Annotated in this window: 30 protein-coding genes and 2 tRNA genes; 14 read left to right on the top strand and 18 right to left on the bottom strand. The window is 64.7% G+C overall.

Features of this window, described 5'->3' with window-relative positions; all coding sequences use genetic code 11:
- Nucleotides 1-19: 19 nt before the first annotated feature.
- Together FA90_RS19100 and FA90_RS19095 are read right to left on the bottom strand one after the other, a co-directional pair.
- On the bottom strand, nt 20-502 hold the full coding sequence (locus tag FA90_RS19100) for an FKBP-type peptidyl-prolyl cis-trans isomerase (protein WP_036171518.1): 483 nt from the start codon (nt 500-502) through the stop codon (nt 20-22).
- 124 nt (nt 503-626) lie between these two features.
- Nucleotides 627-2,504: a potassium transporter Kup gene (locus tag FA90_RS19095; RefSeq protein ID WP_036171515.1), complete on the bottom strand. Its 1,878-nt coding sequence runs from the start codon at nt 2,502-2,504 to the stop codon at nt 627-629.
- A gap of 181 nt (nt 2,505-2,685) precedes the next feature.
- Between FA90_RS19095 and rarD the strand changes: the two genes are divergently transcribed.
- Nucleotides 2,686-3,570: an EamA family transporter RarD gene (rarD, locus tag FA90_RS19090; protein WP_036176363.1), complete on the top strand. Its 885-nt coding sequence runs from the start codon at nt 2,686-2,688 to the stop codon at nt 3,568-3,570.
- A gap of 21 nt (nt 3,571-3,591) precedes the next feature.
- On the opposite strand, the gene FA90_RS19085 is transcribed toward rarD, so the two are convergent.
- Together FA90_RS19085 and FA90_RS19080 are read right to left on the bottom strand one after the other, a co-directional pair.
- Entirely contained in the window at nt 3,592-3,957 is a 366-nt protein-coding gene (locus tag FA90_RS19085; RefSeq protein WP_036171511.1) for a hypothetical protein, read from the bottom strand.
- On the bottom strand, nt 3,954-4,334 hold the full coding sequence (locus FA90_RS19080) for a DUF4267 domain-containing protein (protein ID WP_036171508.1): 381 nt from the start codon (nt 4,332-4,334) through the stop codon (nt 3,954-3,956). The genes FA90_RS19085 and FA90_RS19080 overlap by 4 nt, the downstream gene beginning before the upstream one ends.
- Before the next feature lie 91 nt (nt 4,335-4,425).
- On the opposite strand from FA90_RS19080, the gene FA90_RS19075 reads away from it, so the two are divergent.
- The 3 genes from FA90_RS19075 (at nt 4,426) to FA90_RS19065 (ending at nt 7,625) form a co-directional block, all read left to right on the top strand.
- The gene (locus FA90_RS19075) at nt 4,426-5,016 is read left to right on the top strand and encodes a TetR/AcrR family transcriptional regulator (RefSeq protein WP_036171505.1); all 591 of its coding nucleotides are present in this window, start codon (nt 4,426-4,428) and stop codon (nt 5,014-5,016) included.
- 133 nt (nt 5,017-5,149) lie between these two features.
- The gene (gene ettA, locus FA90_RS19070; RefSeq protein WP_036171503.1) at nt 5,150-6,817 is read left to right on the top strand and encodes an energy-dependent translational throttle protein EttA; all 1,668 of its coding nucleotides are present in this window, start codon (nt 5,150-5,152) and stop codon (nt 6,815-6,817) included.
- Between the two features lie 220 nt (nt 6,818-7,037).
- Nucleotides 7,038-7,625: a transposase gene (locus tag FA90_RS19065; RefSeq protein WP_036171501.1), complete on the top strand. Its 588-nt coding sequence runs from the start codon at nt 7,038-7,040 to the stop codon at nt 7,623-7,625.
- Between the two features lie 24 nt (nt 7,626-7,649).
- On the opposite strand, the gene FA90_RS19060 is transcribed toward FA90_RS19065, so the two are convergent.
- Nucleotides 7,650-8,231, bottom strand: coding sequence for a porin family protein (locus tag FA90_RS19060; RefSeq protein WP_036176360.1), 582 nt, complete (start codon nt 8,229-8,231; stop codon nt 7,650-7,652).
- A gap of 183 nt (nt 8,232-8,414) precedes the next feature.
- Nucleotides 8,415-9,014, bottom strand: coding sequence for an alpha-ketoglutarate-dependent dioxygenase AlkB (locus FA90_RS19055; RefSeq protein ID WP_036171499.1), 600 nt, complete (start codon nt 9,012-9,014; stop codon nt 8,415-8,417).
- A 94-nt stretch (nt 9,015-9,108) separates the two neighbouring features.
- Between FA90_RS19055 and FA90_RS19050 the strand changes: the two genes are divergently transcribed.
- Nucleotides 9,109-9,699: a hypothetical protein gene (locus tag FA90_RS19050; RefSeq protein ID WP_036171497.1), complete on the top strand. Its 591-nt coding sequence runs from the start codon at nt 9,109-9,111 to the stop codon at nt 9,697-9,699.
- A 103-nt stretch (nt 9,700-9,802) separates the two neighbouring features.
- On the opposite strand, the gene FA90_RS19045 is transcribed toward FA90_RS19050, so the two are convergent.
- The 6 genes from FA90_RS19045 to FA90_RS19020 all read right to left on the bottom strand — a co-directional run bounded on the left by FA90_RS19045 (nt 9,803) and on the right by FA90_RS19020 (nt 14,185).
- Nucleotides 9,803-10,165 (bottom strand): hypothetical protein, encoded by a 363-nt coding sequence (locus FA90_RS19045; protein WP_036176357.1) that lies wholly within the window; start codon nt 10,163-10,165, stop codon nt 9,803-9,805.
- A 104-nt stretch (nt 10,166-10,269) separates the two neighbouring features.
- Nucleotides 10,270-10,650: an MAPEG family protein gene (locus tag FA90_RS19040; protein ID WP_036171495.1), complete on the bottom strand. Its 381-nt coding sequence runs from the start codon at nt 10,648-10,650 to the stop codon at nt 10,270-10,272.
- Complete coding sequence (locus FA90_RS19035; protein WP_051971917.1) at nt 10,647-11,504, bottom strand: Rossmann-like and DUF2520 domain-containing protein; 858 nt, start codon at nt 11,502-11,504, stop codon at nt 10,647-10,649. The genes FA90_RS19040 and FA90_RS19035 overlap by 4 nt, the downstream gene beginning before the upstream one ends.
- A gap of 10 nt (nt 11,505-11,514) precedes the next feature.
- The gene (locus tag FA90_RS26615; protein ID WP_239700829.1) at nt 11,515-12,108 is read right to left on the bottom strand and encodes a DUF924 family protein; all 594 of its coding nucleotides are present in this window, start codon (nt 12,106-12,108) and stop codon (nt 11,515-11,517) included.
- Nucleotides 12,105-12,365, bottom strand: coding sequence for a hypothetical protein (locus tag FA90_RS27365; protein ID WP_036171493.1), 261 nt, complete (start codon nt 12,363-12,365; stop codon nt 12,105-12,107). Before FA90_RS27365 ends, FA90_RS26615 begins: the two co-directional genes overlap by 4 nt.
- A gap of 2 nt (nt 12,366-12,367) precedes the next feature.
- Nucleotides 12,368-14,185, bottom strand: coding sequence for an aminopeptidase P family protein (locus FA90_RS19020; protein WP_036171491.1), 1,818 nt, complete (start codon nt 14,183-14,185; stop codon nt 12,368-12,370).
- A gap of 155 nt (nt 14,186-14,340) precedes the next feature.
- On the opposite strand from FA90_RS19020, the gene FA90_RS19015 reads away from it, so the two are divergent.
- Complete coding sequence (locus FA90_RS19015; protein ID WP_036171489.1) at nt 14,341-14,925, top strand: hypoxanthine-guanine phosphoribosyltransferase; 585 nt, start codon at nt 14,341-14,343, stop codon at nt 14,923-14,925.
- 4 nt (nt 14,926-14,929) lie between these two features.
- On the opposite strand, the gene FA90_RS19010 is transcribed toward FA90_RS19015, so the two are convergent.
- From FA90_RS19010 to FA90_RS19000, 3 genes are all read right to left on the bottom strand, one after another.
- Complete coding sequence (locus FA90_RS19010; RefSeq protein ID WP_036171487.1) at nt 14,930-15,886, bottom strand: nitronate monooxygenase family protein; 957 nt, start codon at nt 15,884-15,886, stop codon at nt 14,930-14,932.
- Between the two features lie 127 nt (nt 15,887-16,013).
- Nucleotides 16,014-16,229, bottom strand: a complete 216-nt coding sequence (locus FA90_RS19005) for a DUF1289 domain-containing protein (protein WP_051971916.1) — start codon at nt 16,227-16,229, stop codon at nt 16,014-16,016.
- The gene (locus FA90_RS19000; RefSeq protein WP_036171485.1) at nt 16,226-16,660 is read right to left on the bottom strand and encodes a thioesterase family protein; all 435 of its coding nucleotides are present in this window, start codon (nt 16,658-16,660) and stop codon (nt 16,226-16,228) included. Before FA90_RS19000 ends, FA90_RS19005 begins: the two co-directional genes overlap by 4 nt.
- 97 nt (nt 16,661-16,757) lie before the next feature.
- Here FA90_RS19000 and FA90_RS18995 point away from each other — a divergent pair, with 97 nt between their 5' ends.
- Complete coding sequence (locus FA90_RS18995) at nt 16,758-17,843, top strand: PHB depolymerase family esterase (protein ID WP_036171483.1); 1,086 nt, start codon at nt 16,758-16,760, stop codon at nt 17,841-17,843.
- A gap of 13 nt (nt 17,844-17,856) precedes the next feature.
- Here FA90_RS18995 and FA90_RS18990 read toward each other — a convergent pair whose 3' ends face one another.
- On the bottom strand, nt 17,857-18,087 hold the full coding sequence (locus FA90_RS18990; RefSeq protein WP_036171481.1) for a cysteine-rich CWC family protein: 231 nt from the start codon (nt 18,085-18,087) through the stop codon (nt 17,857-17,859).
- A 153-nt stretch (nt 18,088-18,240) separates the two neighbouring features.
- Here FA90_RS18990 and argB point away from each other — a divergent pair, with 153 nt between their 5' ends.
- The 3 genes from argB to FA90_RS18975 all read left to right on the top strand — a co-directional run bounded on the left by argB (nt 18,241) and on the right by FA90_RS18975 (nt 19,417).
- Nucleotides 18,241-19,170, top strand: coding sequence for an acetylglutamate kinase (gene argB, locus FA90_RS18985; RefSeq protein ID WP_051971915.1), 930 nt, complete (start codon nt 18,241-18,243; stop codon nt 19,168-19,170).
- Nucleotides 19,171-19,210: 40 nt separating this feature from the next.
- Nucleotides 19,211-19,285 (top strand) — tRNA-Thr (locus tag FA90_RS18980).
- Nucleotides 19,286-19,340: 55 nt separating this feature from the next.
- Nucleotides 19,341-19,417: transfer RNA gene (locus tag FA90_RS18975), tRNA-Asp, on the top strand.
- A 257-nt stretch (nt 19,418-19,674) separates the two neighbouring features.
- On the opposite strand, the gene FA90_RS18970 is transcribed toward FA90_RS18975, so the two are convergent.
- Nucleotides 19,675-20,583, bottom strand: coding sequence for a TraB/GumN family protein (locus tag FA90_RS18970; protein WP_051971914.1), 909 nt, complete (start codon nt 20,581-20,583; stop codon nt 19,675-19,677).
- A 148-nt stretch (nt 20,584-20,731) separates the two neighbouring features.
- Here FA90_RS18970 and FA90_RS18965 point away from each other — a divergent pair, with 148 nt between their 5' ends.
- The 4 genes from FA90_RS18965 (at nt 20,732) to pabB (ending at nt 24,357) form a co-directional block, all read left to right on the top strand.
- Nucleotides 20,732-20,998, top strand: a complete 267-nt coding sequence (locus FA90_RS18965; protein ID WP_036171478.1) for a hypothetical protein — start codon at nt 20,732-20,734, stop codon at nt 20,996-20,998.
- Nucleotides 20,999-21,164: 166 nt separating this feature from the next.
- A complete protein-coding gene (locus FA90_RS18960; RefSeq protein WP_239700827.1) occupies nt 21,165-21,902 on the top strand; it encodes an HAD-IA family hydrolase in 738 nt (245 codons plus the stop codon).
- 21 nt (nt 21,903-21,923) lie between these two features.
- The gene (slmA, locus tag FA90_RS18955; protein ID WP_036171474.1) at nt 21,924-22,502 is read left to right on the top strand and encodes a nucleoid occlusion factor SlmA; all 579 of its coding nucleotides are present in this window, start codon (nt 21,924-21,926) and stop codon (nt 22,500-22,502) included.
- A gap of 4 nt (nt 22,503-22,506) precedes the next feature.
- Nucleotides 22,507-24,357: an aminodeoxychorismate synthase component I gene (pabB, locus tag FA90_RS18950; RefSeq protein WP_036171472.1), complete on the top strand. Its 1,851-nt coding sequence runs from the start codon at nt 22,507-22,509 to the stop codon at nt 24,355-24,357.
- Nucleotides 24,358-24,400: 43 nt separating this feature from the next.
- Here the strand turns inward: pabB and FA90_RS18945 are convergent, their stop codons facing one another.
- Nucleotides 24,401-25,003 (bottom strand): glutathione peroxidase, encoded by a 603-nt coding sequence (locus FA90_RS18945; protein ID WP_051971913.1) that lies wholly within the window; start codon nt 25,001-25,003, stop codon nt 24,401-24,403.
- Nucleotides 25,004-25,087 lie beyond the last annotated feature (84 nt).

The raw sequence follows: 25,087 nt of genomic DNA, 5'->3' as shown, positions 1-25,087 counted from the left end.
GCCTGGCCGGTGGACGGCGTCAGCAGGCAGCGGCGCCGCATACCTTGACCAGCTCGACGTCGAACACCACGCCCGCATTGGCCGGAATCCTGCCGGGCACACCCTGGGTGCCGTAGGCCAGGGCGCTCGGGATCAGGAGCGTACGCTTGCCGTCCACCTTCATTCCCTGCACGCCCTGGCTGAAGCCGGCGATGGCCGATTCATTCGTGCCGACCGCGCCGACCACGAAGGTGAACGGCTTGCCGGTCTCGGTGGCGTCGAATTTCGCCCCCTTGGAGTCGGCCGCGGCGGCGCTGTACAGCCAGCCGGTGTAGTTGACCTGCACGCGCGTCCCCGCGCTCGCGGTGGCGCCGGTACCAGGCGTGGTGTCGGTGATTTTCAGGGCGTCCGGACTGGCGACGGCGAGCGCAGGTGCGCCGCCGTCACCGCCGCCGCCGCATGCGCTGAGGCTCAGGCTGAGGATGGCGGCGCAGCCCGCGGCCAGGGGGGAAGAAAAACGCATGATGTGCCTTGCAGGACAGTAAAGATGAGAACACCACCTTACCGAAGCGTCCCGCAAGTATCTGTGCGACTTTTGTATGACGTTTGTAAAGGCCTGTCGCCCGATTGTCGCTCGGGCGCGGACCTCAGATTTCGACCTGGGTGCCCAGCTCGATCACGCGGTTGGCCGGGATCTGGTAGTAGTCGGCCGGGGTGCGCGCATTCCTCTGCATCAGCACATACAAATGTTCGCGCCAGGTCATCATGCCCGAACCCGGCACCGAGATCACGGTCTGGCGCGCGATGAAGAACGAGGTTTCCATCATCTCGAATTCGAGGCCCTTGCCGGTCGCCAGGCGCAGCATCTCGGGGATGTTGGCCTCGTCCTTGAAGCCGTAGCTCACGTTCATCTGGAAGCAGTCGTGGCCCAGCGCGACGACTTCGACCTGGTCGACGGTCGGCACGTACGGCTCCTCGCGGATGCGTACCGTCAGGAACACCACGCGCTCGTGCAGCACCTTGTTGTGCAGCAGGTTGTGCAGCAGCGCGTGCGGCACGCCGTCGGTCTCGCCGCGCAGGAAGATCGCGGTGCCGGCCACGCGCGTGGGCGGCGCCACGAACAGCGACTGCAAAAAGTCCTCGAGCGGGATCGCGTGCTTTTGCAGGTTCTCGAACACCAGCTCGCGCCCGCGCTTCCAGGTCAGCATGATGGTCAGCAGGATGGTGCCGATCACCAGCGGGAACCAGCCGCCGTGCAGCAGTTTCAGGGTGCTGGCCGAGAACAGGGCCAGGTCGATCACCATGAAGAAGCCGGTCGCGCCCAGGCACACCAGCAGCGGCAGGTGCCAGCGGTAGCGCGTGACGAAGAAGGTCAGGACGGTGGTGGCGAACATGGTCGCCGTCACCGCGATGCCGTAGGCGCCGGCCAGCCGGTCGGACGAGCCGAAACCGACCACGGCGATCAGCACCACGATCAGCTGCAGCCAGTTCACGGCCGGGATGTAGATCTGGCCGATCTCGCTTTCCGAAGTGTGCGTCACGCGCATGCGCGGCAGCAGGCCGAGCGCGATCGCCTGCTTGGTCATCGAGAAGGTGCCGGAGATGGTCGCCTGCGAGGCGATCACGGTGGCCACCGTCGACAGCACGACCAGCGGCAGCACGGCCCAGTCGCCGAGCTGGTGGAAGAACGGGTTCTCGATGGTTTCCGGGTGGGTCATGAGCAAGCCGCCCTGGCCCAGGTAGTTCAGCGCCAGCGCCGGGAACACGACCATGAACCAGGCATAGCGGATCGGCTGCTTGCCGAAGTGGCCCATGTCGGCATACAGCGCCTCGGCGCCGGTAAAGGCCAGCACCACCGCGCCCAGCGCGACGAAGGCGATGCCCTGGTTGCGCAGCATGAACTCGAACGCGTGCCAGGGATTGAGCGCGGCCAGGATGGCGGGCGCGTGCACGATGTTGATCACGCCCATCACCGCCAGCACCGCGAACCACACCATCATGATCGGGCCGAAGAAACGTCCGATGCCGGCGGTGCCGTGCTTCTGCACGCTGTACAGCAGCACCAGCACGACGATGGTGAACGGCACGATGTATTTTTCCAGGCCCGGCGTGGCCACGTCCAGGCCCTCGATCGCCCCCAGCACGGAGATCGCCGGGGTGATCACGCTGTCGCCGTAAAACATGGTGGCGCCGAACACGCCCAGGATCATCAGCACGTAATGCCAGCGCGATTGGCCGCGCACGGAATTGAGCGCCAGCGCCATCAGCGCCATGATGCCGCCTTCGCCGTTGTTGTCGGCGCGCAGGATCAGCGTGACGTACTTGAGCGAGACGATCAGGGTCAGTCCCCAGAAGATCAGGGAGACGATGCCCAGCAGGTTGGGCGCGTTCAGCGCCAGGCCGTGGGCGGGATCGAAGATGGTCTTCAGCGTGTACAGCGGGCTGGTGCCGATGTCGCCGTAGACGATGCCGACCGCGGCCAGGGTCAATCCGGCTGCGCTGCTTTTCTTGTGTTGCGACGTCAAGATGTCACCGTTGGTTGTTTTGGCGCGTTGCACAATAGAATAATCGGCAAGAAATGACAAGCGTCTTGGCGGATGTGCCTTTCCAGCCCGACAGTTTGCCTCGTCCGCCATCCCAGGGGCGCGCGTTACTCTGGAGAAGCAGGGCTTATATAATAGCTGGTCCTATATTTACGAAATGACCATGCAAACCGGCATCCTGTCCGCCGCCCTCGCCTTCCTCATCTGGGGTCTGTTCCCACTGTATTTCCACGCGATCAACGAAGTGCCGCCGCTGCAGATCCTGGCGCACCGCATGCTGTGGTCGCTGTTGTTCCTGCTGATCGTGCTGGCCGTGCGCAGACAATGGGGCTGGCTGCAACTGCTGCGCCAGCCGCGCATGATCGGCCTGTTCGCGGCGTCGGCCAGCTTGCTCAGCATCAACTGGCTGATCTACATCTGGGCAGTCAACAATGGCCACGTGATCGAAGCCAGCCTTGGCTATTTCATCAATCCGCTGGTCAACATCATGCTCGGCTACCTGCTGCTCAAGGAGAGATTGCGCCGCATCCAGTGGCTGGCGATCGCGGTGGCGGCGCTGGGCGTGGCCTGGCTGGCATGGCAGGCCGGCCACGTCCCCTGGATCGCACTGGCGCTGGCCGCCTCGTTCGGCGGCTACGGCCTGATGCGCAAGACCGCGCCGCTCGGCGCCCTGGAAGGACTGTCGTTCGAGACGCTGGTGCTGTTCCCGCTGGCGGCCGCTTACGTGATCTGGCTGACCGTGCACGGCCAGAACGCATTCGTCAACACGCCGTCCAACGCGACGCGCGCACTGTTGATGGCGGCCGGGCCGATCACGGCGGTCCCGCTGCTGCTGTTCGCCAGCGGCGCGCGCCGCATTCCGCTGTCCGTGCTGGGCCTGCTGCAGTACGTGACACCGACGCTGCAGTTTTTACTCGGCGTGTGGATGTTCCACGAAGCCTTCAGTGCGGATCGCCTGGCCGGCTTCGTGCTGATCTGGGCGGCGCTGGCATTGTTCGCGCTCGAAGGTTTGCTGCGCCGGCCCGATGCGGTGCCGAAGAACGCTTGACGACATCCGCTGGCTCGACGATCAACTCACCACAAAGCCGATAACGATCAAGACTGCTGCGAATGCCCGCGGAAGTACATGCATGCTGTCGCGCCGGGTAAAAATTGGCACCGTGACGAGCGTATAGACACAGGTCGCGAGCGTAAGCCAAAACAAAGGGTGTCCTGTTCCAGGCTGGTGCATCTCTGCAATTGCACCGACTAGCGGGACAGCTGCCGCGAGATACATGCCTTGATTGGCGAGCATCAAATTCAACAGCAATCGCTTCTGCCAGTAAGGGTCGACAGGATTGATGCCACGTCGGATCGGTCCGATCGCTCCAAGCGAATAACCGACTGCGTCCATCAGCATCAGGGCTGTCACGGCAAACCAGATAAACGTCTTCATACGGCACCCGTGATGAGCGGCAGCGCAGCCAGGATCATCAGGGCTGCGGTCAAGCCGTGAATACCGAAGGCATGCTTGACCGATCCTTTCGCTCCAAGAACGGTCGACATGTCGCCCAGGGGCGTCACTGCCTGAACCAGCAGGGCTATCCCGACGATGCGCGTGCCGCTCCAGGTCAGCAATGCAAGCACGACCAGCCCGGAGACCACATCGCGCACGCCCTTGAGACGAAGCCACCAGGTCGTGTTGGCTCCCGCTTCGGGGAGTGGCAGGCCAAAGCCGGTCGCTGCAGCACGCGGGTTGAACAGATACATCAGGCCGATCAGGATGATGCCGACCGAAACCAACAACACAATGCTCATCGAAAACCAGTACATGTTCAGCTCCTTTTGGTGGGTTGTAGATATCCTAGCACCGCTAGTTTTTAAAGTCACGCTATAATATTTAAATAGTTCAAGGAGCGCGGTTATGAGCATTGCAGAGAGAAAAGCCAGGGAAAAAGCCGAGCGCGAGAAGCACATCATGCGCACTGCGCGTCAGATTGCTACCGATCAAGGCTGGAACGCCGTCACAATCCGCAGGCTGGCAGACGAAATCGAATACAGCCAGCCGGTCATCTACGCGCATTTTCGAAACCGGGATGCGATCGTCGCGGCAGTGGCGGTCGAAGGTTTCGGCGAAATCGCGGCGATACTGCGCAGAGCCACTGAAGCGGCGCGCAACGATCGGCAGGCATTGGAAAACGTCGCCACCGCCTATATCGATTTTGCGCTCGGCCAATCTGCGCTTTACGAGGCGATGCTTGTGTTGTCGAGCGGATTGCGCTTTGCTCAGCCCGACGCGCCCGGTGAATTACGCGATGCCTTCCAGGCCCTGTCAGGTGTGGTTGCACCATTTTGCCAAGAGACCGAGACCGCTACGGAAACTTTATGGGCAGCGTTACACGGGGCGGCGGAGCTCGAACGGCACGGCCGGATTCGACCGACTTTACGCGCGCGCCGTATCGAGATGATCGTTCAATCCTTGCTCACATCAGGACACGCTGGACCGAATGCGTGAACATGCTTGAATTTCGGGGCAAAGGTTTTGCCAGGCCTTCTTGAGGACGCTTGAAAATTCTGCGGCGCGACCCGCCGGTGCGCGCCGTTCTACAGTATCCTGTCGTCCTCATTCAAATCGATGCATCATAACAATGGCCAATTACGTCTACACCATGAACCGCGTGGGCAAGATCGTCCCACCGAAACGCCAGATCCTGAAAGACATTTCCCTGTCCTTCTTCCCGGGCGCGAAGATCGGCGTGCTGGGCCTGAACGGCTCCGGTAAATCGACGCTGCTCAAGATCATGGCCGGTATCGACACCGACATCCAGGGCGAAGCGCGTCCGATGCCGGGCCTTAACATCGGCTACCTGCCGCAGGAACCGCAGCTCGATCCGGAAAAAACCGTGCGCCAGGAAGTCGAATCCGGCCTGGGCGAAGCGTTCGAGGCGCAAGCCAAGCTGGAAGCGGTGTACGCCGCGTATGCCGAAGAAGACGCTGATTTCGACGCGCTGGCCAAGGAGCAGGAGCGCCTGGAATCGATCATCGCCGCGGCCGACGGCGGCAACCTGAACCTGCAGCTGGAAATGGCCGCCGATGCGCTGCGCCTGCCGCCGTGGGACGCCAAGATCGGCGTGCTGTCGGGCGGCGAGAAGCGCCGCGTGGCGCTGTGCAAACTGCTGCTGAGCAAGCCGGACATGCTGCTGCTGGACGAGCCGACCAACCACCTGGACGCCGAATCGGTCGAGTGGCTGGAGCAATTCCTGCTGCGCTTCCCGGGCACCGTGGTCGGCATCACCCACGACCGCTACTTCCTGGACAACGCGGCCGAGTGGATCCTCGAACTGGACCGTGGCCATGGCATCCCGTGGAAGGGCAATTACTCGTCCTGGCTGGAGCAGAAGGAAGCACGTCTGAAACAGGAAGAAGCGACCGAGTCGGCACGCCAGAAAGCCCTGGCGAAAGAGCTGGAATGGGCGCGCCAGAATCCGAAGGCACGCCAGGCCAAGTCGAAAGCCCGCCTGGCCCGCTTCAACGAGCTGAGCGAATACGAATACCAGAAGCGCAACGAGACCCAGGAAATCTTCATTCCGGTCGCCGAGCGCCTGGGCAACGAAGTCATCGAGTTCAAGAACGTCAGCAAAGCCTTCGGCGACCGCCTCCTGATCGACAACCTGTCGTTCACGGTGCCGCCGGGCGCGATCGTCGGCATCATCGGCCCGAACGGCGCCGGTAAGTCGACCCTGTTCAAGATGATCGCCGGCCTCGAGCAGCCGGACAGTGGCGAAGTCGTGATCGGCCAGACCGCCAAGGTGTCGCTGGTCGGCCAGACCCGCGAAGACCTCGCCAACAGCAAGACCGTGTTCGAAGACGTGACCGGCGGCGCCGACATGCTCAGCGTCGGCCGTTTCGAGATGCCGTCGCGCGCCTACCTGGGACGCTTCAATTTCAAGGGCGGCGACCAGCAAAAGGTGGTCGGCAACCTGTCGGGCGGCGAACGCGGCCGTCTGCACCTGGCCAAGACGCTGCTGCAAGGCGGCAACGTCCTGCTGCTGGACGAACCGTCGAACGACCTCGACGTCGAAACCCTGCGCGCACTCGAAGACGCGCTGCTGGAATTTGCCGGCAGCGTGATGGTGATCTCGCACGACCGCTGGTTCCTGGACCGCATCGCGACCCACATCCTGGCGTTCGAAGGCAACTCGCAAGTCACTTTCTTTGCCGGTAACTACCAGGAATACGAAGCGGACAAGAAAAAGCGCTTGGGCGAAGAAGGTGCCAAGCCGAAGCGTATCCGCTACAAGCCGCTCAGCGCCTGAATGGCTTGAGTCAACGGCTGAGTCGCTTTTACGCCACGAAAGCTCCCTACGGGGAGCTTTTTTTTCGCCTCAAGCGTGCGCGGACGCCACCGAGTGCATGATGACAATACGACCCGTGTGATAGATTTTCGCGCGGAAATGGATCGTCCCCCTTTAAAAGGCATGTGTAGAATCGGCCTCGGTTGAGCTTGTTATCGCCGCGCGCCGGGCAGACTACGTCATGACACACTACCGCGACAACCGCGTCCCGGGTGGGACCTTCTTCTTCACCGTCCGCCTGCTGGATCCGGACAGCACTTTGCTGACGGACCATATTTCGGCCTTTGGCGAAGCCATGCGCCAGGCCAGGGGACGCAAACCCTTCCACGTCGATGCCTGGGTCGTCATGCCGAACCATGCGCATGCGATCTGGACCTTACCGCCCGGCGACCACGATTGCGCCATGCGCTGGCGCGCCGTCAAGATCGCCTTTTCCAAAGCCTTGCACAAATCGCATCCGTTCATGGGTGCAGGCAGCGGCGCGAGCACGCGCACGCGCGCGAGCGGCCCGGCCGAGAACGCGATCTGGGAACGCCACTACCGCGATTACCGCATCACGGATGACGAGGAATATGCGGCGCTGATCGATTACGTGCACGGCAATCCGGTGCGCCACGGCCTGTGCGAACGCGCCGACCAGTGGCCATGGTCGTCGCTGCACCGTTTCGTCGCGGCCGGCTTCGAGCTCCCGCAGACGCCGCTCGTGAGACCGCCCTGGCAGCCAGGCATAAAAAAAGGACCCGAAGGTCCTTTCCTTTCCTACCCCTAGGAAAACTGCAGAGCGCGTGCGCCCTTAGAAGCTGTAGCGCGCGCCGATGGTCCAGGCATCGGCCTTGGCGCCGAAATCCTTGTCCTTGCCATAGCGTTCGTATTCGGCGATCACACCGACTTGCGGCGTGAAGTTGTATTGCAGGCCGACGCTGGCGTAGGCGCCGGTGTTGCTGTCGCTGATGTCGGCGATGCCGGTGTCGCGGATCTTGCGCTGGCTGTGCTCGACGCCGAGCTTGCCATACACCGAGAACTGGTCGTTGATCGGGTAGTTGCCCTTGGCGGCCACGTAGTACTGGCTGCCATCGGCCTTGCCGCGGCCGTTCCCGGCAGGCGTGACGTAGCTGAAATCTGCCTTGTTGAGGTCGGTGTAGCCGGCTTCGACGCCCCAGGTCTGGTTGACTTCATAGCCGCCGAAAATCTTGGCGTTGCCGTTGTAGCCATCCTTGTCGGTCACGGCGATACCGTTGTTCACCGACGAATAGGTGTGGTCGATGCTCGCCACGCCCACGCCGACATAAGCGCGCGGTTGGGTTTGAACGGTCTGAGCTTGAGCTGCGGACACGGCAGCGGTGGCGGCAAGCAGTGCAACGATGTGCTTTTTCATCTCGAATTCCTCTTTCAAACTGTTTGACTGGGTCGCGGTTCAAGGTGAATCGCGATGTAGCCAAGATAGCACTGCAATACGGTTAACTCAGTCGCGGATTCGTAAGAACTGTGAGCAAATGTAAGTTAATGACCTCAAGTTCATTAAGGATTTGCGCGACATATGCATATGGTTGAGCAGGCGTTAAGCGATGAAGCGGAAAGTTAAGTTAAGACGCGGCCCAATCGGTCTTGTCGTTTTATTGATTCCGTGCAACCAATGCTGTTGCGTGGAACCCCGCATTAGTAGAACCGAGCCGTCGCTCAAGTCGATTGCGTGGCGCAGCGTTTTGGTCTTGTGGCGAAAAACGAAGCGCCGGGTGGCGCCGAAACTGAGCGATGCGATGACCGGCTCGCGGCCGAGTTCGGGTTCGTCGTCGCTGTGCATGCCCATGCTGTCCTGGCCGTTGCGGTAATAGTTGAGCAGCACGCTGTTGTAGCGGTGGCCGGTCACCGCCTCGACGCTGCGGCGCAACTGTTCCAGCAGCGGCGTCATCGGCAAGGGAGGGAGCGTCAGGCCGGAATAGGTATAGCTGGCCTCGCCATACCAGGCGCTCAGGCGCGGCTGCAGGTGGCGCTTGCCGTAGACGACGATGGTGTCGGCGCGCCACGGGGTCTGTTCGACCAGGCGCGCCAGGACCTCGGCATTGCTGAGCGGGAAAGGCAACTGGGGCAGCCAGGCCAGGTCGGCATCTTCGAAGGCGAGCGGCAGCAGCGTGGCGGCGGCGTCGGAAAACAGGTCCATGGCGGGAGACAGCTCGGTTGAGACTCAGTTGAGGCTATGATGGCAGGCAACATCGGCCCGACATTTTCTCACGCATTCACCATGCGCATTTCTCATGCATAAACGCACTTTGTTCAAAGGCGCCGTGCTCGCCGGCCTGGCGCCGCTCGCCAACGCCGCTCAGCCGGCCCAGGCTGCGGCCCGCGGGCCTGGCCTGCTCACCGTCACCGGCGCGATCGAGCACAGCAACCGCGGCCCGTTCGACCCGGTGCTCGACCAGATGATGCACAAGCAGCAAGTGAGTTTTACCAAGGCCTACGTGTTCGACGCGGCGGCGCTGGCGGCGCTACCGGCGGTGACGATCCGGCCGACGCTGGAATACGACGCCAAGCCGCATACGCTGAGCGGCCCGCTGTTGCTGCATGTGCTGGTTCGCGCAGGCGCACGCGTGAGCGACGACATGACGCTGACACTGCGCGCGGTCGATGGCTACAACGTGGAGTTGACGGGGAAGCAGGTGCGCACGCGCCAGGTCATCGTCGCCACCCGCATCGATGGCGGCCCGATGCCGCTCGGCGGGCTGGGGCCGCTGTGGGCCGTGTATGACGCCGACCGCGTGCCGGAGATGGCGAAGCTGCCGCTGCCCCAGCGCTTTCAACAGTGCCCGTGGGCGCTGTATCACGTCGACATAAAAGAAGCTGGATGAACCGTCGCGAGCGGCAGCCATGGTGGTCGGGAAGGAGAACTGTACGAGCAGTACAGTGCGCATCGGCGACTCCCAGGGCAACGCAGCAGGTTTAGCGAGCTTCTCAGGAGTAGGCTTCGGCCAGGCTCATGACGCGTGGCGTGAACTTGATGCCGACATGGCCGAACAGTTCGTCGAGCGCCGCCAGGTTGGCCGCGCATTCCTCGGCCTTCCAGCCGTTGAACAGGTCGGTGCCGTCCTTCTGGAAATGCAGGTCGAGCACCTTGCCCTTGTCTTTGTGGACGTAGCTCTGCTGGTAGCTGGTCTGAAAGCCCAGTTCATTGAGGGCGCTCAGCAGCGCGTGCGGTGGATTGTCCGGATCGGTGGCCAGGAACACGCCGAAGGTTTTACCCGGCGGTTTGGCGGCGACGTCGACTTCGTAGATGCCCGGCGCCTTCGTGACGCTGGTACTTTTTAAAAACAGCATGCCGTTCTCCAACTTGAATTCAGGCAACTAGCTTATGCCAGTGCAGAGACTTTGTCGATGTACGGACACATGATTTTTGCTCTGCTGCAACAGTTCGATGCCATTCAGTACAGAAGCAGGCCGACGACACTGCCCACCACCAGTGCCGCGCTGGCCAGCATGCCGACGATGAAGCCGAATTCGCGCTTGGCCGGATCGCGGTAGTAGCCGAGGGCATACAGGATGCGGCCCACGCACCAGACCAGGCCGCCCAGCCCAGCCCAGAAGTCGCCGAGAAACATGGCGCACAGCCACAATGGGCCTAGCACCAGCGGCAACTGTTCCAGGGTATTGATCTGTACCCGCTGCGCGCTCTGGAACGGCAGCGGCCCATCCATCGACGGCGCCATCACCTTGTATTTTCCGCGTGCCAGACCCGCCATCGCAAAGGTCCAGAAGTACACACCCAGCACGGCCAGCGTGGCCCAGGCAGTCAGTTTCATCATTCTCGTCCTTCTCCATTGATTGCGCTTTTTATTGCGTGCTTGCGGCCTGCCAGGTCCCAGGTGGCGTCGGCCAGCGCTTCGTACAGCTGGCCGGCGGGCGCATTCCAGGCCTTCACGGCGGCTTGCTGGCGCGCGACGGTGGCGGCGTCCCCGCGCGCGATCGGGCCGGACAGCGCGCGCTCGGGGCCGAGGCGCAGTACGTTGGCCAGGGTCTCGCCGGCCAACGGCCGCGCCAGCTCGCGCGCCACCTCGGGCGCGATGCCGGCCGCCTCGTAGGCGCGCAGCGCCGCGTCCAGCACCGTCACCAGGTAGTTCGAGGCGAACACGGACGCCGCATGGTACACCGTCTTGGCAGCCGCATCGATCGTCACCGGGCGCGCGCCGATGTGGGTAAACGCCGGCAACAGCAGCGCCAGCGCGTCCGGGTCGCCCTCGACGCCGCAAAAGGTGCCGTCGAACGCGTTGGCGACGGCGTCCGGGTCGGCGAAGCTGCGCACCGGGTGCACGCTGGCGACGCTGGCGCCGCGCGCGGCCAGCGGCGCCAGTTCATTGGACGCCTTGGCGCCGCTGCAGTGAAATACGATGGCGCCGTCGGCCAGGCCGCTCGCCGCCAGCGCATCGGCGACCGGGGCGATCTGGTCGTCGGCCACGGCCAGCATCCACACATCGGCGGGTCGCATGGTTTGAACGGCATCGACCACGCGGCCGGCACCGATGAAGCCGACCGCCGCGCGCGCGTGCGCGCGCGTGCGCGTGAGCACGTCCTGTACCTCAAACACGCCGCGCGCCTGGAACAGGCGGCCCAGCGCGCGGCCGACGTGGCCGGCGCCGATCAGGTTCAGTGTCGTCGTCATGGTCAAAGCGTCAAAAGCGCGAGCCGGGCTGTTGTAGAAACTCGATTTCTTCCGGCGTCGACGCGCGTCCGAGGATGGCGTTACGGTGCGGGAAGCGGCCGAAGCGCGCGATCACGCCGCGATGGCGGTGCGCGTAATCGAGGTTGCTCTCGAAGCCGGGATATTCGGCCGCGAGCCGCGCGAACAGCTCGACCGCGCGCTCCTGCAGGAAGGCATCTTCGGCGTGCTCGAACGGCAGGTAGACGAAGGTGCGCTGCACCGGCAGCAGCGCGCGGTCGGCGCCGGCATCGACCAGGCCTTGCGCGGCGGCCTTTGCCAGCGCATCGCCGGCAAAGGCGCCGGGCGTGTCGCGATACGCGTTGCGGGTGAACTGGTCGAGCAGCAGGATCCTCGCCAGCACGCCCTGCGGCCCGGCGTCGTCCCAGTCGCGCAGGCCGCCCTGGACGGCCGCGTCGACGAGGGCGCCGAAGCGCTCGCGGATCCCGGCATCGAATTCAGGCTTCTTGACGAACCATGCGCGGCGCGGCTGGCCGTAGCCTTCGCTGCCGGGCGCGCCGAACCAGAAATCGAGCAGCTCCTGCGCGCCGACCTGCACCGCGCTCAAGGCTTCTTCCTTACCAGCTGCTTCTCGAACTCCAGGTCGTTCTTGCTGACGCGCTTGACCTCCTGCGGCCCCAGGCCATTGACGAAGGCGACGAATTCGTCCAGCTCCATCGGCGCGCACAGCGGCGGCGCGCCCGGTTTTTCGGACAGGAAGAAATGGCCGGCGCCGGTGCGCGCCATCGAATAGGTGGTCACGCCGGTGCGCCGCTTGAGGCGCTCGACCGCCGCGCTGGCCCGGGTGGAACGTGCGCTCGCCATGGTCAGATCTCCTTCGTGCGCAGTTCGAGCCAGTCGCGCGCGGCCCCGTCGACATAGGGCAGCAGGCGCGCGCGCACCTGGCGGTGGTAGTCGTTGAGCCACGCGACTTCGTCGCCGCGCATCAGCGACAAGTCGATGCAGCGCGTGTCGATCGGGCACAGCGTCAGCGTCTCGAAGCCGAGGAACTCGCCAAATTCGCCATTGGCGACGGTCTGGGTCAGCACCAGGTTCTCGATGCGGATGCCCCAGTGGCCGGGGCGGTAGATGCCCGGCTCGTTGGAAGTGATCATGCCTGGCTCCATCGCCGTGTGCGATTCGGGCGTGGCCACCGGCGAGATCACCTGCGGCCCCTCGTGCACGTTGAGGAAGTAGCCCACGCCGTGGCCGGTGCCGTGGCCGTAGTCGATGCCGGCCGCCCAGATCGGCGCGCGCGCCAGCGCGTCGAGCATCGGTCCCTTGGTACCGCGCGGGAAGCGCGCCACCGACAAGTTGATCATCCCTTTCAGCACCAGCGTGAAGTCGCGCTTTTGCGCGGCGGAGGGCGTGCCGACCGGGACCACGCGCGTGATGTCGGTGGTGCCGCCCAGGTACTGGCCGCCGGAGTCGATCAGCAGCAGGCCGTCGCCTTCGATGGTCGCGCAGTTTTCCGGCGTGGCGCGGTAGTGCATGATCGCGCCGTTGGCATTGAAACCGGCGATGGTGCCGAAGCTCGGGCTGACGAAATGCGGACGCCGCGCGCGCGCAGCGGTGATGTTCTCGTCGATGTGGACTTCCGTCAGGGGCTGGCGCTTCGGGTCGAGCAGCACGGGCTCGAGCCATGCGAAAAATTCGCACAGCGCCGCGCCATCGTGTTCCATCGCCTCGCGCACGTGATCCATTTCGACCTCCAGCTTGCGCGACTTGGCGAACGTGGTCGGGTTGATCGCCTCGACGATGCGTACGCCCTGCGGCACGGCGGCGCGCATGCCGGCGGTGACGCGGCGCGGATCGATCAACAGCGTGCTGTCGCCCGGGATCGCGGCCAGGGCGGCCTGCGCCGCATCGTAGGGCGCGACGCGCACGCCGTCGCGCTCCAGGCGCGAGCGCAAGGCGTCGTCGATCTTGCCGTCGGCGACGAACAGCGTGGCCGAGTTCGACTCGACCAGCGCATGCGCCAGGAACACCGGGTTGTAGCTGACGTCGGCGCCGCGCAGGTTGAACAGGTAGGCGATGTCGTCCAGCGTCGAAATGAAATGGCGCTCGGCGCCCAGCTTGGCCATCGCGTTGCGGGTCGCGTGCAGTTTATCGGCGCGCGCCAGCACCGCATACGGGGCCGGGTGCTCGAACACGGCCTCGGGCGGCAGGCCGGGACGGTCGCTCCAGATGGCGTCGAGCAGGTCCAGGTCGGTGCGCAGTTTGACCCCGCGCGCGGCCAGGGCGTCCTGCAGCAGGCGCGCCACCGCCAGGCCGAGCACGCGCGCGTCGACCGCGACGGTCTGGCCGGCTTCCATGTTCTCGGCCAGCCAGTCGATGTGCAGCAGGCTGGCGCCGGACGGGATCTTCATCAGTCCGATCTCGGTCCCGGCCAGCTCCTGCTCGGCCTGGGTGTAGTAGCGGCCGTCGGTCCAGACGCCGGCAAAGTCCTTGGTGGCGATGAAGGTGCCGACCGACCCCGTGAAGCCGGAGATCCACTCGCGGCCTTTCCAGCGGCCGGGCAGGTATTCGGACAGGTGCGGATCGGCGGACGGCACGATGAAGGCGTCGACCTCGTGGTGCGCCATGGCGGCGCGCAGCTGGGCGAGGCGCTCGGCGCGCACGGAGGTGGTGTCAATGGCTGGCATGGTGCGTTGCTCGTCTGTCTAGGATCTGGAACTGCGTATGATACGCCGCCGCGCACGGGAGCGGCGCAACTGGAACGCGGCTTGAAAACGTTCTGAAGGATAATCGAAACCGTTTCATCCGCTCACAATAATTCGAGACAGACTCACGAGAGACCATGCAAGACTTCCATTACACGCGTGCGCGCGAGCTCCTGGCCAAGGCCGAGGAACTGGTCAGCGCCGGCAAGGTGCAGGCCGCGGTGCGCAACGTCGCCGACGTGCTCAATCAACGATTCGACAACGACGCCACCGGCGCCTTCCCGCTCGTGCTGGGGGTGATGGGCGGTGCGGTGGTGTTCACCGGCAGCCTGCTGCCGCAGTTGAGCTTCCCGCTCGAATTCGACTACATCCACGTGACCCGCTACGGCGAACTCGACCAGGGCGGCGAAGTCGTGTGGAAGGTGATCCCGCGCCAGAACGTGGCGGGCCGCACGATCATCGTGCTCGACGACATCCTCGACGAGGGCGAGACGCTGGCGGAAGTGAAGCGGCGCCTGCTCGACATGGGCGCGGCCGAGGTGATACTGGCGGTGTTCTGCGACAAGGAGCTGGGCCGCGCGAAACCGGTGCAGGCCGACATCGTCGGGCTGACCATCCCGAACCAGTTCGTGGTCGGCTTCGGGATGGATGCGCATGGCTACTGGCGCAATCTGCCGGGCTTGTGGGTGATCCGGAACGAAGACAAGCAGGTCGACGCGTAGTCGCTCAGCGGATCCCCAAGCGCGCCCGCGCCGCCGCGTACTGCTGCTGCAGCCGCTCGACCATCTCGGCCACGGTCGGCACGTCTTCCATCAGGCCCACGCCCTGGCCGGCACCCCAGATGTCGCGCCAGGCCTTGGCGCTGCCTGACCCAAAACTCATCTTGCTCTTGTCCGACACCGGCAGGTTGTCCGGATCGAGCCCGGCCGCGACGATCGATTTTTTCAGGTAGTTGCCGTGCACGCCCGTGAACAGGTTCGTATAGATCACGTCGGCCGCTTTTGAATCGACGATCGCATCGCGGTAAGCGTCGCTGACGTTGGCTTCTTTCGTGGCCAGCCAGCGCGAGCCGATGTAGGCGACGTCGGCGCCCATCGCCTGCGCCGCCAGGATGGCGTCGCCGGTGGCGATCGAGCCGGACAGCGCGATCGGACCGTCGAAGAATTTGCGCACCTCTCCCACCAGCGCGAACGGAGACAACGCCCCCGCATGGCCGCCGGCGCCGGCCGCGACCAGGATCAGGCCGTCCACGCCCGCTTCCAGCGCCTTTTCGGCGTGGCGGATCGAGATCACGTCGTGCATCACGATGCCGCCGTAGGCGTGCACCGCGTCCAGCATTTCCTTGGGCGGCGCGCGCAGCGAGGAGATGATGATCGGCACCTGGTGCTTGACGCACACCTCGACGTCGTGCGCCAGGCGGTCGTTCGACCCGTGCACGATCTGGTTGACGGCGATCGGGCCGACTTTTTTATCCGGATGCGCCGCCTGGTAATCCGCCAGTTCGGCCTGCAGATCGGTCAGCCAGACGTCAAGTTGCTCGGCCGGGCGCGCGTTCAGCGCCGGGAACGAGCCGACGATGCCCGCCTTGCACTGCGCGGCGACCAGCGCGGGGCCGCTGGCGATGAACATCGGCGAGGCGATGACGGGTAAGGACAGGTTTTGCAGGACGGTGGGCAGCGCCATGGCGTTCTCGCTTGAAGTGGGTTGATCGGCGTGCTGAATCGGCGTGGTTGAGCGAAGCAGCCGGCCGATTATGGCGCAGAAAAGAACGACCGTGCTAGATTCCCAGCTCTAATCGTCGTCCGCCGCCTCAATCTGCGAAAGGCAGGTCCGCTTCGCGCCGGCGGATCTCGGCCCAGACGCCACGCTTGAACTCGTCCGAGGCCGTGCCCCAGGCAACGATTTCGTCGATGGTGCGCATGCAGCCTTCGCAAAAACCGGTGTCCTGCGACATCTTGCACAGGTTGATGCAGGGCGACGGCACCGGCGTCTGCTGTTCGGGCGGGAGTGTGATGCGGTTGCTCATGTGCTCTGGCTGGTGCCGGCGGCCTTGCGCGCCAGCTTGTCGTTGAAACGTCGGGGATCGATCAGGAAGCGTTCGTGCACGCCTTCGCACACGCGCTCGACGTCGTCCCAGGCCTCGATCTTGAAGCGCACGCGGCGGCCGTCGACCTCGATCACTTCGCCCTTGACGTGCAGCGTCATGCCGGGCGGCGTCGGGGCGATGTGGCTGAAGCTGACCAGCGTGCCCAGGCTCTGCTGGTTCGGCCAATCGACGTAAGGCATGATGCCGTGCAGGCAGGCAAGCTCCATCATGCCGACCAGGTAGCCGGTGGCGAGCACGTCGGGCATGTCGAGGCAGAACGGCGTGTCGTGATAGAGACGCGGTACCGTGGCGCGCTCGGGTACCGTGTAATGCCACTCGAACTGGATGCCGGCTTGGAGGGGTGGACGCATGATGCGCAGTTTATCGCATCATGGGTGTAACCTGTCAGGTTGACGCAAGGGTGCTGATCAACACTGCCCCCTTGCGACGCATCGAAAAGGAGTGCCGATGACCCTGAACAAACAATTCCTCGCCCAGATGCGCGCCGCCACCCGCTCGCTGATGCGGCGCGGACCGTCGGTGGCGCGCAGCATGATGCGCGAGTCGATCAAGACCGCCTCGATTATCCAGAAACACGCTTCCAACCAGGCCAGCTACGACCCGTCCGACATGCTGGCCGACCTGAGCCGCGTTGGCCAGGCCGAAGGCAACCCGTTCAATGCACCGCCGCTGTCGAGCGGCGCGGCGGCGATCGGCCTGCCCGGCCATTTCATCGAGGCCAGCTACACCAACGAGGCCGGCACGCGCGACTACAAGCTGTATGTGCCGGCCAACTATACCGGCCAGCTGGCGCCACTGCTGGTGATGCTGCACGGCTGCAAGCAGAATCCCGACGATTTCGCGCTCGGCACCGGCATGAACGCGGTTGCCGAGGAATACGGCTGCCTGGTCGCCTATCCGGCCCAGACCCCGCAGGCCAACACATCGCGCTGCTGGAACTGGTTCAGCGCGATCGAGCAGCGGCGCGACCAGGGCGAACCGTCGATCATCGCCGGCATCACGCGCGACGTGATGGCGCGCTACGTGGTCGACCCGGACCAGATGTACGTGGCGGGCCTGTCGGCCGGCGGCGCCATGGCCGCCATGATGGGCACTCTGTACCCGGAGCTGTACGCGGCGGTCGGCGTGCACTCGGGCTTGCCGTTCGCGGCCGCGCACGATTTGCCGTCGGCGATCGCAGCGATGAAGGGGAAGCTGAAACGCCGTCCCAAGCCCGGGCGCGCGGTGCCGATGATCGTGTTCCACGGCGACCGCGACACCACCGTGCACCCGATCAATGGCGACGAACTCATCAAACAGCGCCGGCGCCATCCGGGCGAAGCGGTGGTGGTCGAACCGGGCCGCGTGCCGCACGGTCACGCCTACACGCGCGTCGTGCACCGGCGTCCGGATGGCAGCATCGATGCCGAACACTGGGTCGTGCACGGCGCCGGCCACGCCTGGTCGGGCGGCGATGCACTCGGCAGCTACACCGACGGCAAGGGCCCGAGCGCCAGCCGCGAGATGATGCGTTTCTTCCGTACCCGGGGGTGAGGCCGGCGCGACCTTACGCCTCGCGCGTGCGCGCGAGCTGCGCGATGTGGGCTTCGAGGCAGGCCGGGCACCAGCAGCCGGCGCCCGGCGTATCGATGTTTGCCTGCTCGGAGGCGCCGGCCGAAGCCTGGCTTGATTCCGGCAACGGCACTGCCGGCGGCAGGCGCGTGCACCAGCATGGGCCGCTACTGCCGTCGACCATGCCGCAAGCGAAGCCGGCGCCGCAACGGCTGCAGGTGCTCATGCGCGCTTTTCCGGGGCCCGGCGGCGTATCGAAATCGCCTGTCTTGTATCCATATGTAATCATCTCCCAGAAAATACAACGTCAAGCTTCTATAATGCCCACTGCGAGCGCCGCTTGCCTGTAAAATCTCGCAAATTCTTTTCCGGACCCCCAATGAACGCTACGCTGAGCAGTTTGAAGGGCGACGAGCAGAACAACGACCTGACTGCGGTCTCGCCGCAGATCAAGGCGCAGATTCTGGCCGAAGCGCTTCCCTATATCCGTAATTTCCACGGTAAAACCATCGTCATCAAATACGGCGGCAACGCGATGACCGACGAGCGCCTGAAACACGGCTTCGCGCGCGACGTCATCCTCCTGAAGCTGGTCGGCATGAACCCGGTGGTGGTGCACGGCGGCGGTCCGCAGATCGACAACGCCCTGAAAAAGATCGGCAAGCAAGGCACCTTCGTGCAAGGCATGCGCATCACCGACGAAGAGACCATGGAAGTGGTCGAGTGGGTGCTGGGCGGCGAAGTCCAGCAGGACATCGTGATGCTGATTAACCACTACGGTGGCCAGGCGGTCGGCCTGACCGGCAAGGACGGCGGCCTGATCCGTGCGCGCAAGATGGCGATGCCGGACAAGGAAAAGCCGGGCGAGTTCCTCGACATCGGTTTCGTCGGCGAAATCGAAGCGATCAATCCGGCCGTGGTGAAAGCCCTGCAGGACGACGCTTTCATCCCGATCATTTCGCCGATCGGTTTCGGCCAGGACGGCCAGGCCTACAACATCAATGCCGACGTCGTCGCCGGCAAGATTGCGGAAATCCTGAAAGCCGAAAAGCTGATCATGATGACCAACATCGCCGGCGTGCAGGACAAGCAAGGCAACCTGGTGACCGACCTGTCGGCGCGCGAAATCGACGAGATGTTCGCGGACGGCACGATTTCGGGCGGCATGCTGCCGAAAATCTCGTCGGCGCTGGACGCCGCCAAGTCGGGCGTCAATACGGTGCACATCATCGACGGCCGCATCGAGCACTCTTTATTGCTGGAAGTCTTGACCGAACAGGCTTTTGGCACTATGATCCGCTCGCACTGACGATTTGTGGCGACAACAATGTCGCCAGATCTCTTCTGATGCCCTTGTAGCTCAGTGGTAGAGCACTCCCTTGGTAAGGGAGAGGCCACGTGTTCAATCCACGTCAAGGGCACCAAGATTTTGTCTTACTGCTGTTCCGGATTTTCCGTGCAGATGTGAGCAAGAAAACTGGAGCGGTAGTTCAGTTGGTTAGAATACCGGCCTGTCACGCCGGGGGTCGCGGGTTCGAGTCCCGTCCGCTCCGCCAGCTTAAAGAAAAAGGGTCCGATTCGTCGGACCCTTTTTTCTTTTGTGTTACAAGAGGATCTCCCCTGCGGGAGATCCGGTTTGGGACTCGAAGGGATTCGCTTGCAAGCGAATCCGCGGCCCGCGGCACGTGGGCGAGTCCCGTCCGCTCCGCCAGCTTAAAGAAAAAGGGTCCGATTCGTCGGACCCTTTTTTCTTTTGTGTTACAAGAGGATCTCCCCTGCGGGAGATCCGGTTTGGGACTCGAAGGGTAGCGCGTCAATAGACCCGTTCGACCACCACGCCACGCGCTTTCAGCAGCGCCGGCACGCCGGTTGCGCCCAGCAGGTGCAGCACGCCGACGGCACCCACGGTCTGCTTTTCCGATTGCAGCAAGGCCAGCAGCCGTTCGGCCATGCCGCGATTGCGCTCTTTTAAAAGAACGTCGGCGAGAAAGCGCCCGGACACGCTGCGATCCGCTTCGGTTTGCCGCATGACCTGATCCAGTCCGCGCTGGTCGGCCGTGCTCCAGGCTTGCAGGATCGCTTTCGCTTCGTCGCGTTCCTCGCCGGAGTCGAGCATCTCCATCGTCTCTTCCAGAAATTGCCAGCGCGCCGCTTCCGGCAGGCGGTCGAGGATGCTCAACTGCTGCGCCAGCGATTCCAGTCCGATCACGCGGATATGCCGCGCATGCGCCGTCCTGGCCAGGAAATCGTCGCTCGACAAGTCGGCGCGGTAGCCCAGCCGCGTATATTCGGCGATCGTCAGCATCGTGGCCAGCAGCACCGGCTTGAGCGCCAGCGCGGTTGCCGGATCCAGGCCGGCTTGCCCGATCAATGCGTCGAGGCGTTGCTTGCGTGCGGGTGGCAGGCTGTCGTAAGTCTTGCCACCGGCGGGGAGCAGGCCGTAGGTCTTCATGTCACGCTGCAGCGCGTCCGGCGCCTCGTTCAGGTCGATTTCGAGCGCCAGCGTCGACGACTCGGCCAGGGCCGTCATGATGCGCGGCTCGAGCGGATAGAACTCGGGCCGGCCGACGTGCATCGTGCCGAACAAATGCATCGTGTGCCCGTGCAGCGTCAGTTTGAACAGGGCGCCGCGATCGGCCGCGAAGGCGGAGGGCAGCAGCCAGAACAGGCCGAGCAGCAGTGCAAGGCCTCGCAGGAAAGGGTGTGGATGAGGGGAGCGCATCCTTAGGATTATATATACGACAAAATGGCAGCGTTCCAAAATATCGGCTGACCGCGGCCTCGAACCAGCCGTCCTGCTCGCATGGCCGGCGTCCCGGCCCTTTCGCAGGTAGAATCCAGCCTCAATCGACGCAATACAAAGGCAAGCAATGAAAAAGACAGACCTGGCAAAAAGCGATGCAAAGAAACTGATGAATCGAATGAGCGCGAACGGCGCAGCGTTCGGTGCGTCAGCGTCGGCAGCGACGCCCGACCGTCGCGAACAACGCGAACGTGACCGCGCGCTGGGACTGGTGCCGTTTGCCGTCAAGCTCAACAGCGACCTGGTCAAGCAGTTACAGGCTTTGAGCAAGGAGCGCGGTGTCGAATTGAATGAGCTCGTTACACAGCTGCTGCAAAAAGGCCTGTCCGCCTGAGTGAGACAGCAAACCGGTCAAGGCGCTGCACGACTTGCCAATTGGTTGGGTGCAGAAGGGACTCCTGTCGATTTACCGGCGATCCCGACCGGCGAACCATGAACACATGAAAGCCGTGCGCCGCCGATATAATCCCGGCTGCTTCGTTCCTCCGTTTATCGATTCCGTGCCCACCTCCCCTTCCCCGGTCTGGCTGTTCGACCTCGACAACACCCTGCACGACGCCTCCCACGCGATCTTCCCGGCGATCAGCGCCAACATGAACACGTATATCGCGCGCGTGCTCGGCGACGGCGTTACGCCGGCCAGCAAGGAAGCGGTCGACGCCGCGCGGCTCGGCTACTGGAAGCGCTACGGCGCCACCCTGCTCGGCATGATCCGCCACCACCGCGTCGACGCTGCCGACTTTTTGCGCGAGACGCACGACATCGGCGCCCTGCAGGCACTGGTCCGGTACGAGCGCGGCCTGGTGCGCCTGCTGCGCCGCCTCCCTGGCCGCAAGATCCTGCTGACCAACGCGCCGACCGCGTATTCGACCGGCGTGGTGCGCCACCTCGGCCTGCAGCGCCAGTTCGCGCACCATATCGCGATCGAGGACATGCACGTGCACCGCCAGCTGCGTCCGAAACCGTCGCCGCTGCTGCTGCGCCGCCTATTGCGCAAGCATGGGCTGGCGGCGCGCCGCTGCATCCTGGTCGAAGACACGCTGGTCAACCTCAAGCGCGCCAAGCAGGTCGGCGTGCGCACCGCCTGGGTCACGCAATACCTGCGTCCGTCTCCCGTGCGCGCGGGCGATCCGATCGGCCGCGCGCCGCTGCCCCGGACCGCAAAACGACCCGGCTACGTCGATGTCAAAGTAAAATCCGTGCTTCAGCTGCCGCGCAACCTGCACCGGCTGCGCTAACAGACGGAGCAAAGCGAACATATGGCAAGCACCAAGCCGGGCCAGCGCAAACTGCAGATCCTCCAGGCCCTGGCGGCCATGCTCGAGCACCCGAAAGGCGAACGCATCACGACCGCGGCGCTGGCGGCGAAGCTGGCGGTGTCGGAAGCGGCGCTGTACCGCCATTTCGCCAGCAAGGCGCAGATGTACGAAGGCCTGATCGAGTTCATCGAGTCGAGCGTGTTCGGGCTGTTCAACCAGATCGCCGAGCGCGAGGAGAACGGCGTTGCGCAGGCGCATGCGATGCTGCAGATGCTGCTGTCCTTCGCCGCCAACAACCCCGGCATGACGCGCGTGCTGATCGGCGATGCGCTGGTCGGCGAGGACGAGCGCCTGCAGCTGCGCATGAACCAGTTCTACGACAAGGTCGAACTGACCTTCAAACAGTCGCTGCGCGTGGCCGCCACCCAGGGCCACGGCCGCGAAGAGGACGTCGCTGCGCGCGCCGCGCTGCTGGTGTCCTACGTGACCGGGCGCTGGCATCGCTTCGCCAAGAGCGGTTTCAAGCAACAGCCGGCCGAGAACAGTCCGGTGCAGCTGGCGCTGCTGCTGGCGGCTTGACGCGATGAGCGACGCCGTCTTCGCGCTGCTCGACGAGACCACGCCGGAAGGCCACACGCGCGCGCGCTCGCGCCTGTACACGGGCCATGCCGGCACCCTGACCTGCGGCGACGCACGCGACTGGCCGCTGCTGCTCGAGCGTCTGCAGCAGATGCTGGAGGCCGGCCTGCACGCGGTGCCGGTCCTGACTTATGAATTGGGCGCGCATCTCATGGGCGTGGCGGCGCGCCCGATCGATGCCCCGCTGGCCCAGGTGCTGCTGTTCGAGCGCTACCAGGCCCTCGACAGCGCCCAGGTCGACGACTGGCTGCGCGATCGCGCCGAGGCCGACGGCAGCGGTCCCGCAGGCCTGGCTGCCTTACGCCCCAACGTCGACGAAGCCGGCTTTACGCGCGCCATCGAACGCATCCGCGCCGACATCGCGGCCGGCGAGACCTACCAGGTCAACTACACGTACCGGCTGCGCTTCGACGCCTTCGGCTCGATGTTTGCCTTGTACGCCCGCCTGCGCGCGCGCCAGCCGGTGCCGTACGGCGCGCTGATCGCCCTGCCGGACGGACGCGCGGTGCTGTCGCTGTCGCCGGAGCTGTTCGTGCGCCACGACAGCGGCCGCCTGCTGGCGCGCCCGATGAAAGGCACCGCGCCCGCCTCGAACGACGCGCTGGACGACGCCGCGCGCGCGCGCGCCCTGGCCGAAGACCCGAAGAACCGCGCCGAAAACCTGATGATCGTCGACCTGCTGCGCAACGACCTCGGCCGCGTCGCGCGCACCGGCAGCGTCGGCGTGCCGGCCCTGTTCGAGGTGCGCCGCTACGGCAGCGTGCTGCAGATGACCTCGACCATCCAGGCGCAGCTGCAGCGCGAGGCCACGCTGGCCGACGTGTTCGACGCCTTGTACCCGTGCGGCTCGATCACCGGCGCGCCCAAGCACCGCACGATGCAGATCATCCATGAGCTGGAGCCGGCGGCGCGCGGCATTTATACCGGGGCGCTGGGCTGGTTCGAGCCGCCCTCGCCGGCCGCGCGCACGCCGTCCGCGCCACCGGCATCGCGCCTGGGCGACTTCTGCCTGTCGGTGCCGATCCGCACGCTGACCCTGCTGCCACCGCGCCAGGGCGTGCGCCACGGCGAGATGGGCGTCGGCGCCGGCATCGTCCACGACAGCGATGCCCAGGCCGAATGGGAAGAATGCCGCCTCAAGGCGCGCTTCCTGACCGGCCTGCCGAACGAGTTCGAGATCTTCGAGACGATCCACGCCACCCGCGACGAAGGTTGCCGCCACCTCGAGCGCCATCTGGCGCGCCTGCAGGCTTCGTGCGACTACTTCGGCCACCGCTTCGATGAGGCGCGCGTACGCGCTGCCATCCTGCGCGCTTGCGCCGGCCTGGCCGAGGGCGCGCACCGACTGCGCCTGGCCGTGCGCGCGGATGGCGACATCGCCGTGCAGACCGGCCTGCTCACGCCCGTGAGCGAACCGGTGACGGTCTTGCTGGCCGACGAGACGACCCGCAGCGAGGACCTGTTCCTGCGCCATAAAACCAGTGTCCGCAGCCGTTACGACGCCGCCTGGCGCGCGGCGGAAAGCCAGGGCGCTTTCGATACCCTGTTCTTCAACGAGCGTGATGAACTGACCGAGGGCGGGCGCAGTAACGTGTTCGTGCGCATCGGCGGGCGCTGGTACACGCCGCCGGTCTCGGCCGGCCTGCTGCCGGGCGTGACGCGCGCCGCAGTGCTCGACGATCCGGCCTGGAGTGCGATCGAGTGCCCGGTCTCGCGCGAGATGCTGTTGCGCGCGCAGGAAATCATGGTCTGCAACGCGCTGCGCGGGCCGCTGCGGGCAGTGCTGAAGACGTAAAAAAGCCGGCGCGCGGCCGGCTGATCGGGACGTAGCAGGTCGGTCAGCTGCCCAGCGCCTGCTCGATCTTGCTGACCAGGGCCGGGTCTTCCGGCGTGACCTTGCTCGGGTAGTACTCGAGGACTTTACCGTTGCGGTCGATCAGGTACTTATTGAAATTCCACTTCGGCTCGTTGCCGGTCGCCTTGATCAGCTCGGCATACAGCGGATTCGCGCCGTTGCCGGTGACCACGCTGGTGATGAACATGGGGAACTTCACGCCGTAGGTGTTGTAGCACAGGTCGGCGATCTTCTTGGCGTCGGCGTCTTCCTGCTTGAAATCGTTCGACGGGAAGCCGAGCACCACCAGGCCGCGCGGGGCGTACTTCGCGTACAGCTTTTCCAGGCCCTCGTACTGGGGGGTGAAACCGCATTTGCTGGCGGTGTTCACGACCAGCACGACCTTGCCGCTGTATTGGCACAGGTTCTGCGGCGCTTCGTCCTGCAGACGCTTGAAGGTGTGCTTCAGGACGGCCGGGCACGACGCCGGCTCAGCCGCGTTCATGGCAGGCGCGGCGGACTGGGATTGTGCTTGCGCGGGCGCGGCGCCGATCGAGGCGACAGCGGCGGCAGCGGCGAGAGAGAACAGGACGCGGGTGGTGGACATGGCATGAAGTCGGCTGGCTGGAAAGAACTTCATTCTATGTCAAGTTTCCACACAGTGCGCATGGAGCCGAGGGCCTTGTCGCGC

This window comes from Massilia sp. 9096, assembly GCF_000745265.1.
GTDB lineage: Bacteria > Pseudomonadota > Gammaproteobacteria > Burkholderiales > Burkholderiaceae_D > Telluria.
Note: the sequence above shows the minus strand (reverse complement) of the source record. Positions and strands in the feature narration are given on the sequence as shown.

What these genes read in the sequence shown, in the direction of transcription:
- FA90_RS19100 (WP_036171518.1), bottom strand. Translation starts at nt 502, where the DNA reads ATGCGTTTTTCTTCCCCCCTGGCCGCGGGCTGCGCCGCCATCCTCAGC.
- rarD (WP_036176363.1), top strand. Translation starts at nt 2,686, where the DNA reads ATGCAAACCGGCATCCTGTCCGCCGCCCTCGCCTTCCTCATCTGGGGT.
- FA90_RS19085 (WP_036171511.1), bottom strand. Translation starts at nt 3,957, where the DNA reads ATGAAGACGTTTATCTGGTTTGCCGTGACAGCCCTGATGCTGATGGAC.
- FA90_RS19080 (WP_036171508.1), bottom strand. Translation starts at nt 4,334, where the DNA reads ATGTACTGGTTTTCGATGAGCATTGTGTTGTTGGTTTCGGTCGGCATC.
- FA90_RS19075 (WP_036171505.1), top strand. Translation starts at nt 4,426, where the DNA reads ATGAGCATTGCAGAGAGAAAAGCCAGGGAAAAAGCCGAGCGCGAGAAG.
- ettA (WP_036171503.1), top strand. Translation starts at nt 5,150, where the DNA reads ATGGCCAATTACGTCTACACCATGAACCGCGTGGGCAAGATCGTCCCA.
- FA90_RS19065 (WP_036171501.1), top strand. Translation starts at nt 7,038, where the DNA reads ATGACACACTACCGCGACAACCGCGTCCCGGGTGGGACCTTCTTCTTC.
- FA90_RS19060 (WP_036176360.1), bottom strand. Translation starts at nt 8,231, where the DNA reads ATGAAAAAGCACATCGTTGCACTGCTTGCCGCCACCGCTGCCGTGTCC.
- FA90_RS19055 (WP_036171499.1), bottom strand. Translation starts at nt 9,014, where the DNA reads ATGGACCTGTTTTCCGACGCCGCCGCCACGCTGCTGCCGCTCGCCTTC.
- FA90_RS19050 (WP_036171497.1), top strand. Translation starts at nt 9,109, where the DNA reads ATGCATAAACGCACTTTGTTCAAAGGCGCCGTGCTCGCCGGCCTGGCG.
- FA90_RS19045 (WP_036176357.1), bottom strand. Translation starts at nt 10,165, where the DNA reads ATGCTGTTTTTAAAAAGTACCAGCGTCACGAAGGCGCCGGGCATCTAC.
- FA90_RS19040 (WP_036171495.1), bottom strand. Translation starts at nt 10,650, where the DNA reads ATGATGAAACTGACTGCCTGGGCCACGCTGGCCGTGCTGGGTGTGTAC.
- FA90_RS19035 (WP_051971917.1), bottom strand. Translation starts at nt 11,504, where the DNA reads ATGACGACGACACTGAACCTGATCGGCGCCGGCCACGTCGGCCGCGCG.
- FA90_RS27365 (WP_036171493.1), bottom strand. Translation starts at nt 12,365, where the DNA reads ATGGCGAGCGCACGTTCCACCCGGGCCAGCGCGGCGGTCGAGCGCCTC.
- FA90_RS19020 (WP_036171491.1), bottom strand. Translation starts at nt 14,185, where the DNA reads ATGCCAGCCATTGACACCACCTCCGTGCGCGCCGAGCGCCTCGCCCAG.
- FA90_RS19015 (WP_036171489.1), top strand. Translation starts at nt 14,341, where the DNA reads ATGCAAGACTTCCATTACACGCGTGCGCGCGAGCTCCTGGCCAAGGCC.
- FA90_RS19010 (WP_036171487.1), bottom strand. Translation starts at nt 15,886, where the DNA reads ATGGCGCTGCCCACCGTCCTGCAAAACCTGTCCTTACCCGTCATCGCC.
- FA90_RS19005 (WP_051971916.1), bottom strand. Translation starts at nt 16,229, where the DNA reads ATGAGCAACCGCATCACACTCCCGCCCGAACAGCAGACGCCGGTGCCG.
- FA90_RS19000 (WP_036171485.1), bottom strand. Translation starts at nt 16,660, where the DNA reads ATGCGTCCACCCCTCCAAGCCGGCATCCAGTTCGAGTGGCATTACACG.
- FA90_RS18995 (WP_036171483.1), top strand. Translation starts at nt 16,758, where the DNA reads ATGACCCTGAACAAACAATTCCTCGCCCAGATGCGCGCCGCCACCCGC.
- FA90_RS18990 (WP_036171481.1), bottom strand. Translation starts at nt 18,087, where the DNA reads ATGAGCACCTGCAGCCGTTGCGGCGCCGGCTTCGCTTGCGGCATGGTC.
- argB (WP_051971915.1), top strand. Translation starts at nt 18,241, where the DNA reads ATGAACGCTACGCTGAGCAGTTTGAAGGGCGACGAGCAGAACAACGAC.
- FA90_RS18970 (WP_051971914.1), bottom strand. Translation starts at nt 20,583, where the DNA reads ATGCGCTCCCCTCATCCACACCCTTTCCTGCGAGGCCTTGCACTGCTG.
- FA90_RS18965 (WP_036171478.1), top strand. Translation starts at nt 20,732, where the DNA reads ATGAAAAAGACAGACCTGGCAAAAAGCGATGCAAAGAAACTGATGAAT.
- slmA (WP_036171474.1), top strand. Translation starts at nt 21,924, where the DNA reads ATGGCAAGCACCAAGCCGGGCCAGCGCAAACTGCAGATCCTCCAGGCC.
- pabB (WP_036171472.1), top strand. Translation starts at nt 22,507, where the DNA reads ATGAGCGACGCCGTCTTCGCGCTGCTCGACGAGACCACGCCGGAAGGC.
- FA90_RS18945 (WP_051971913.1), bottom strand. Translation starts at nt 25,003, where the DNA reads ATGTCCACCACCCGCGTCCTGTTCTCTCTCGCCGCTGCCGCCGCTGTC.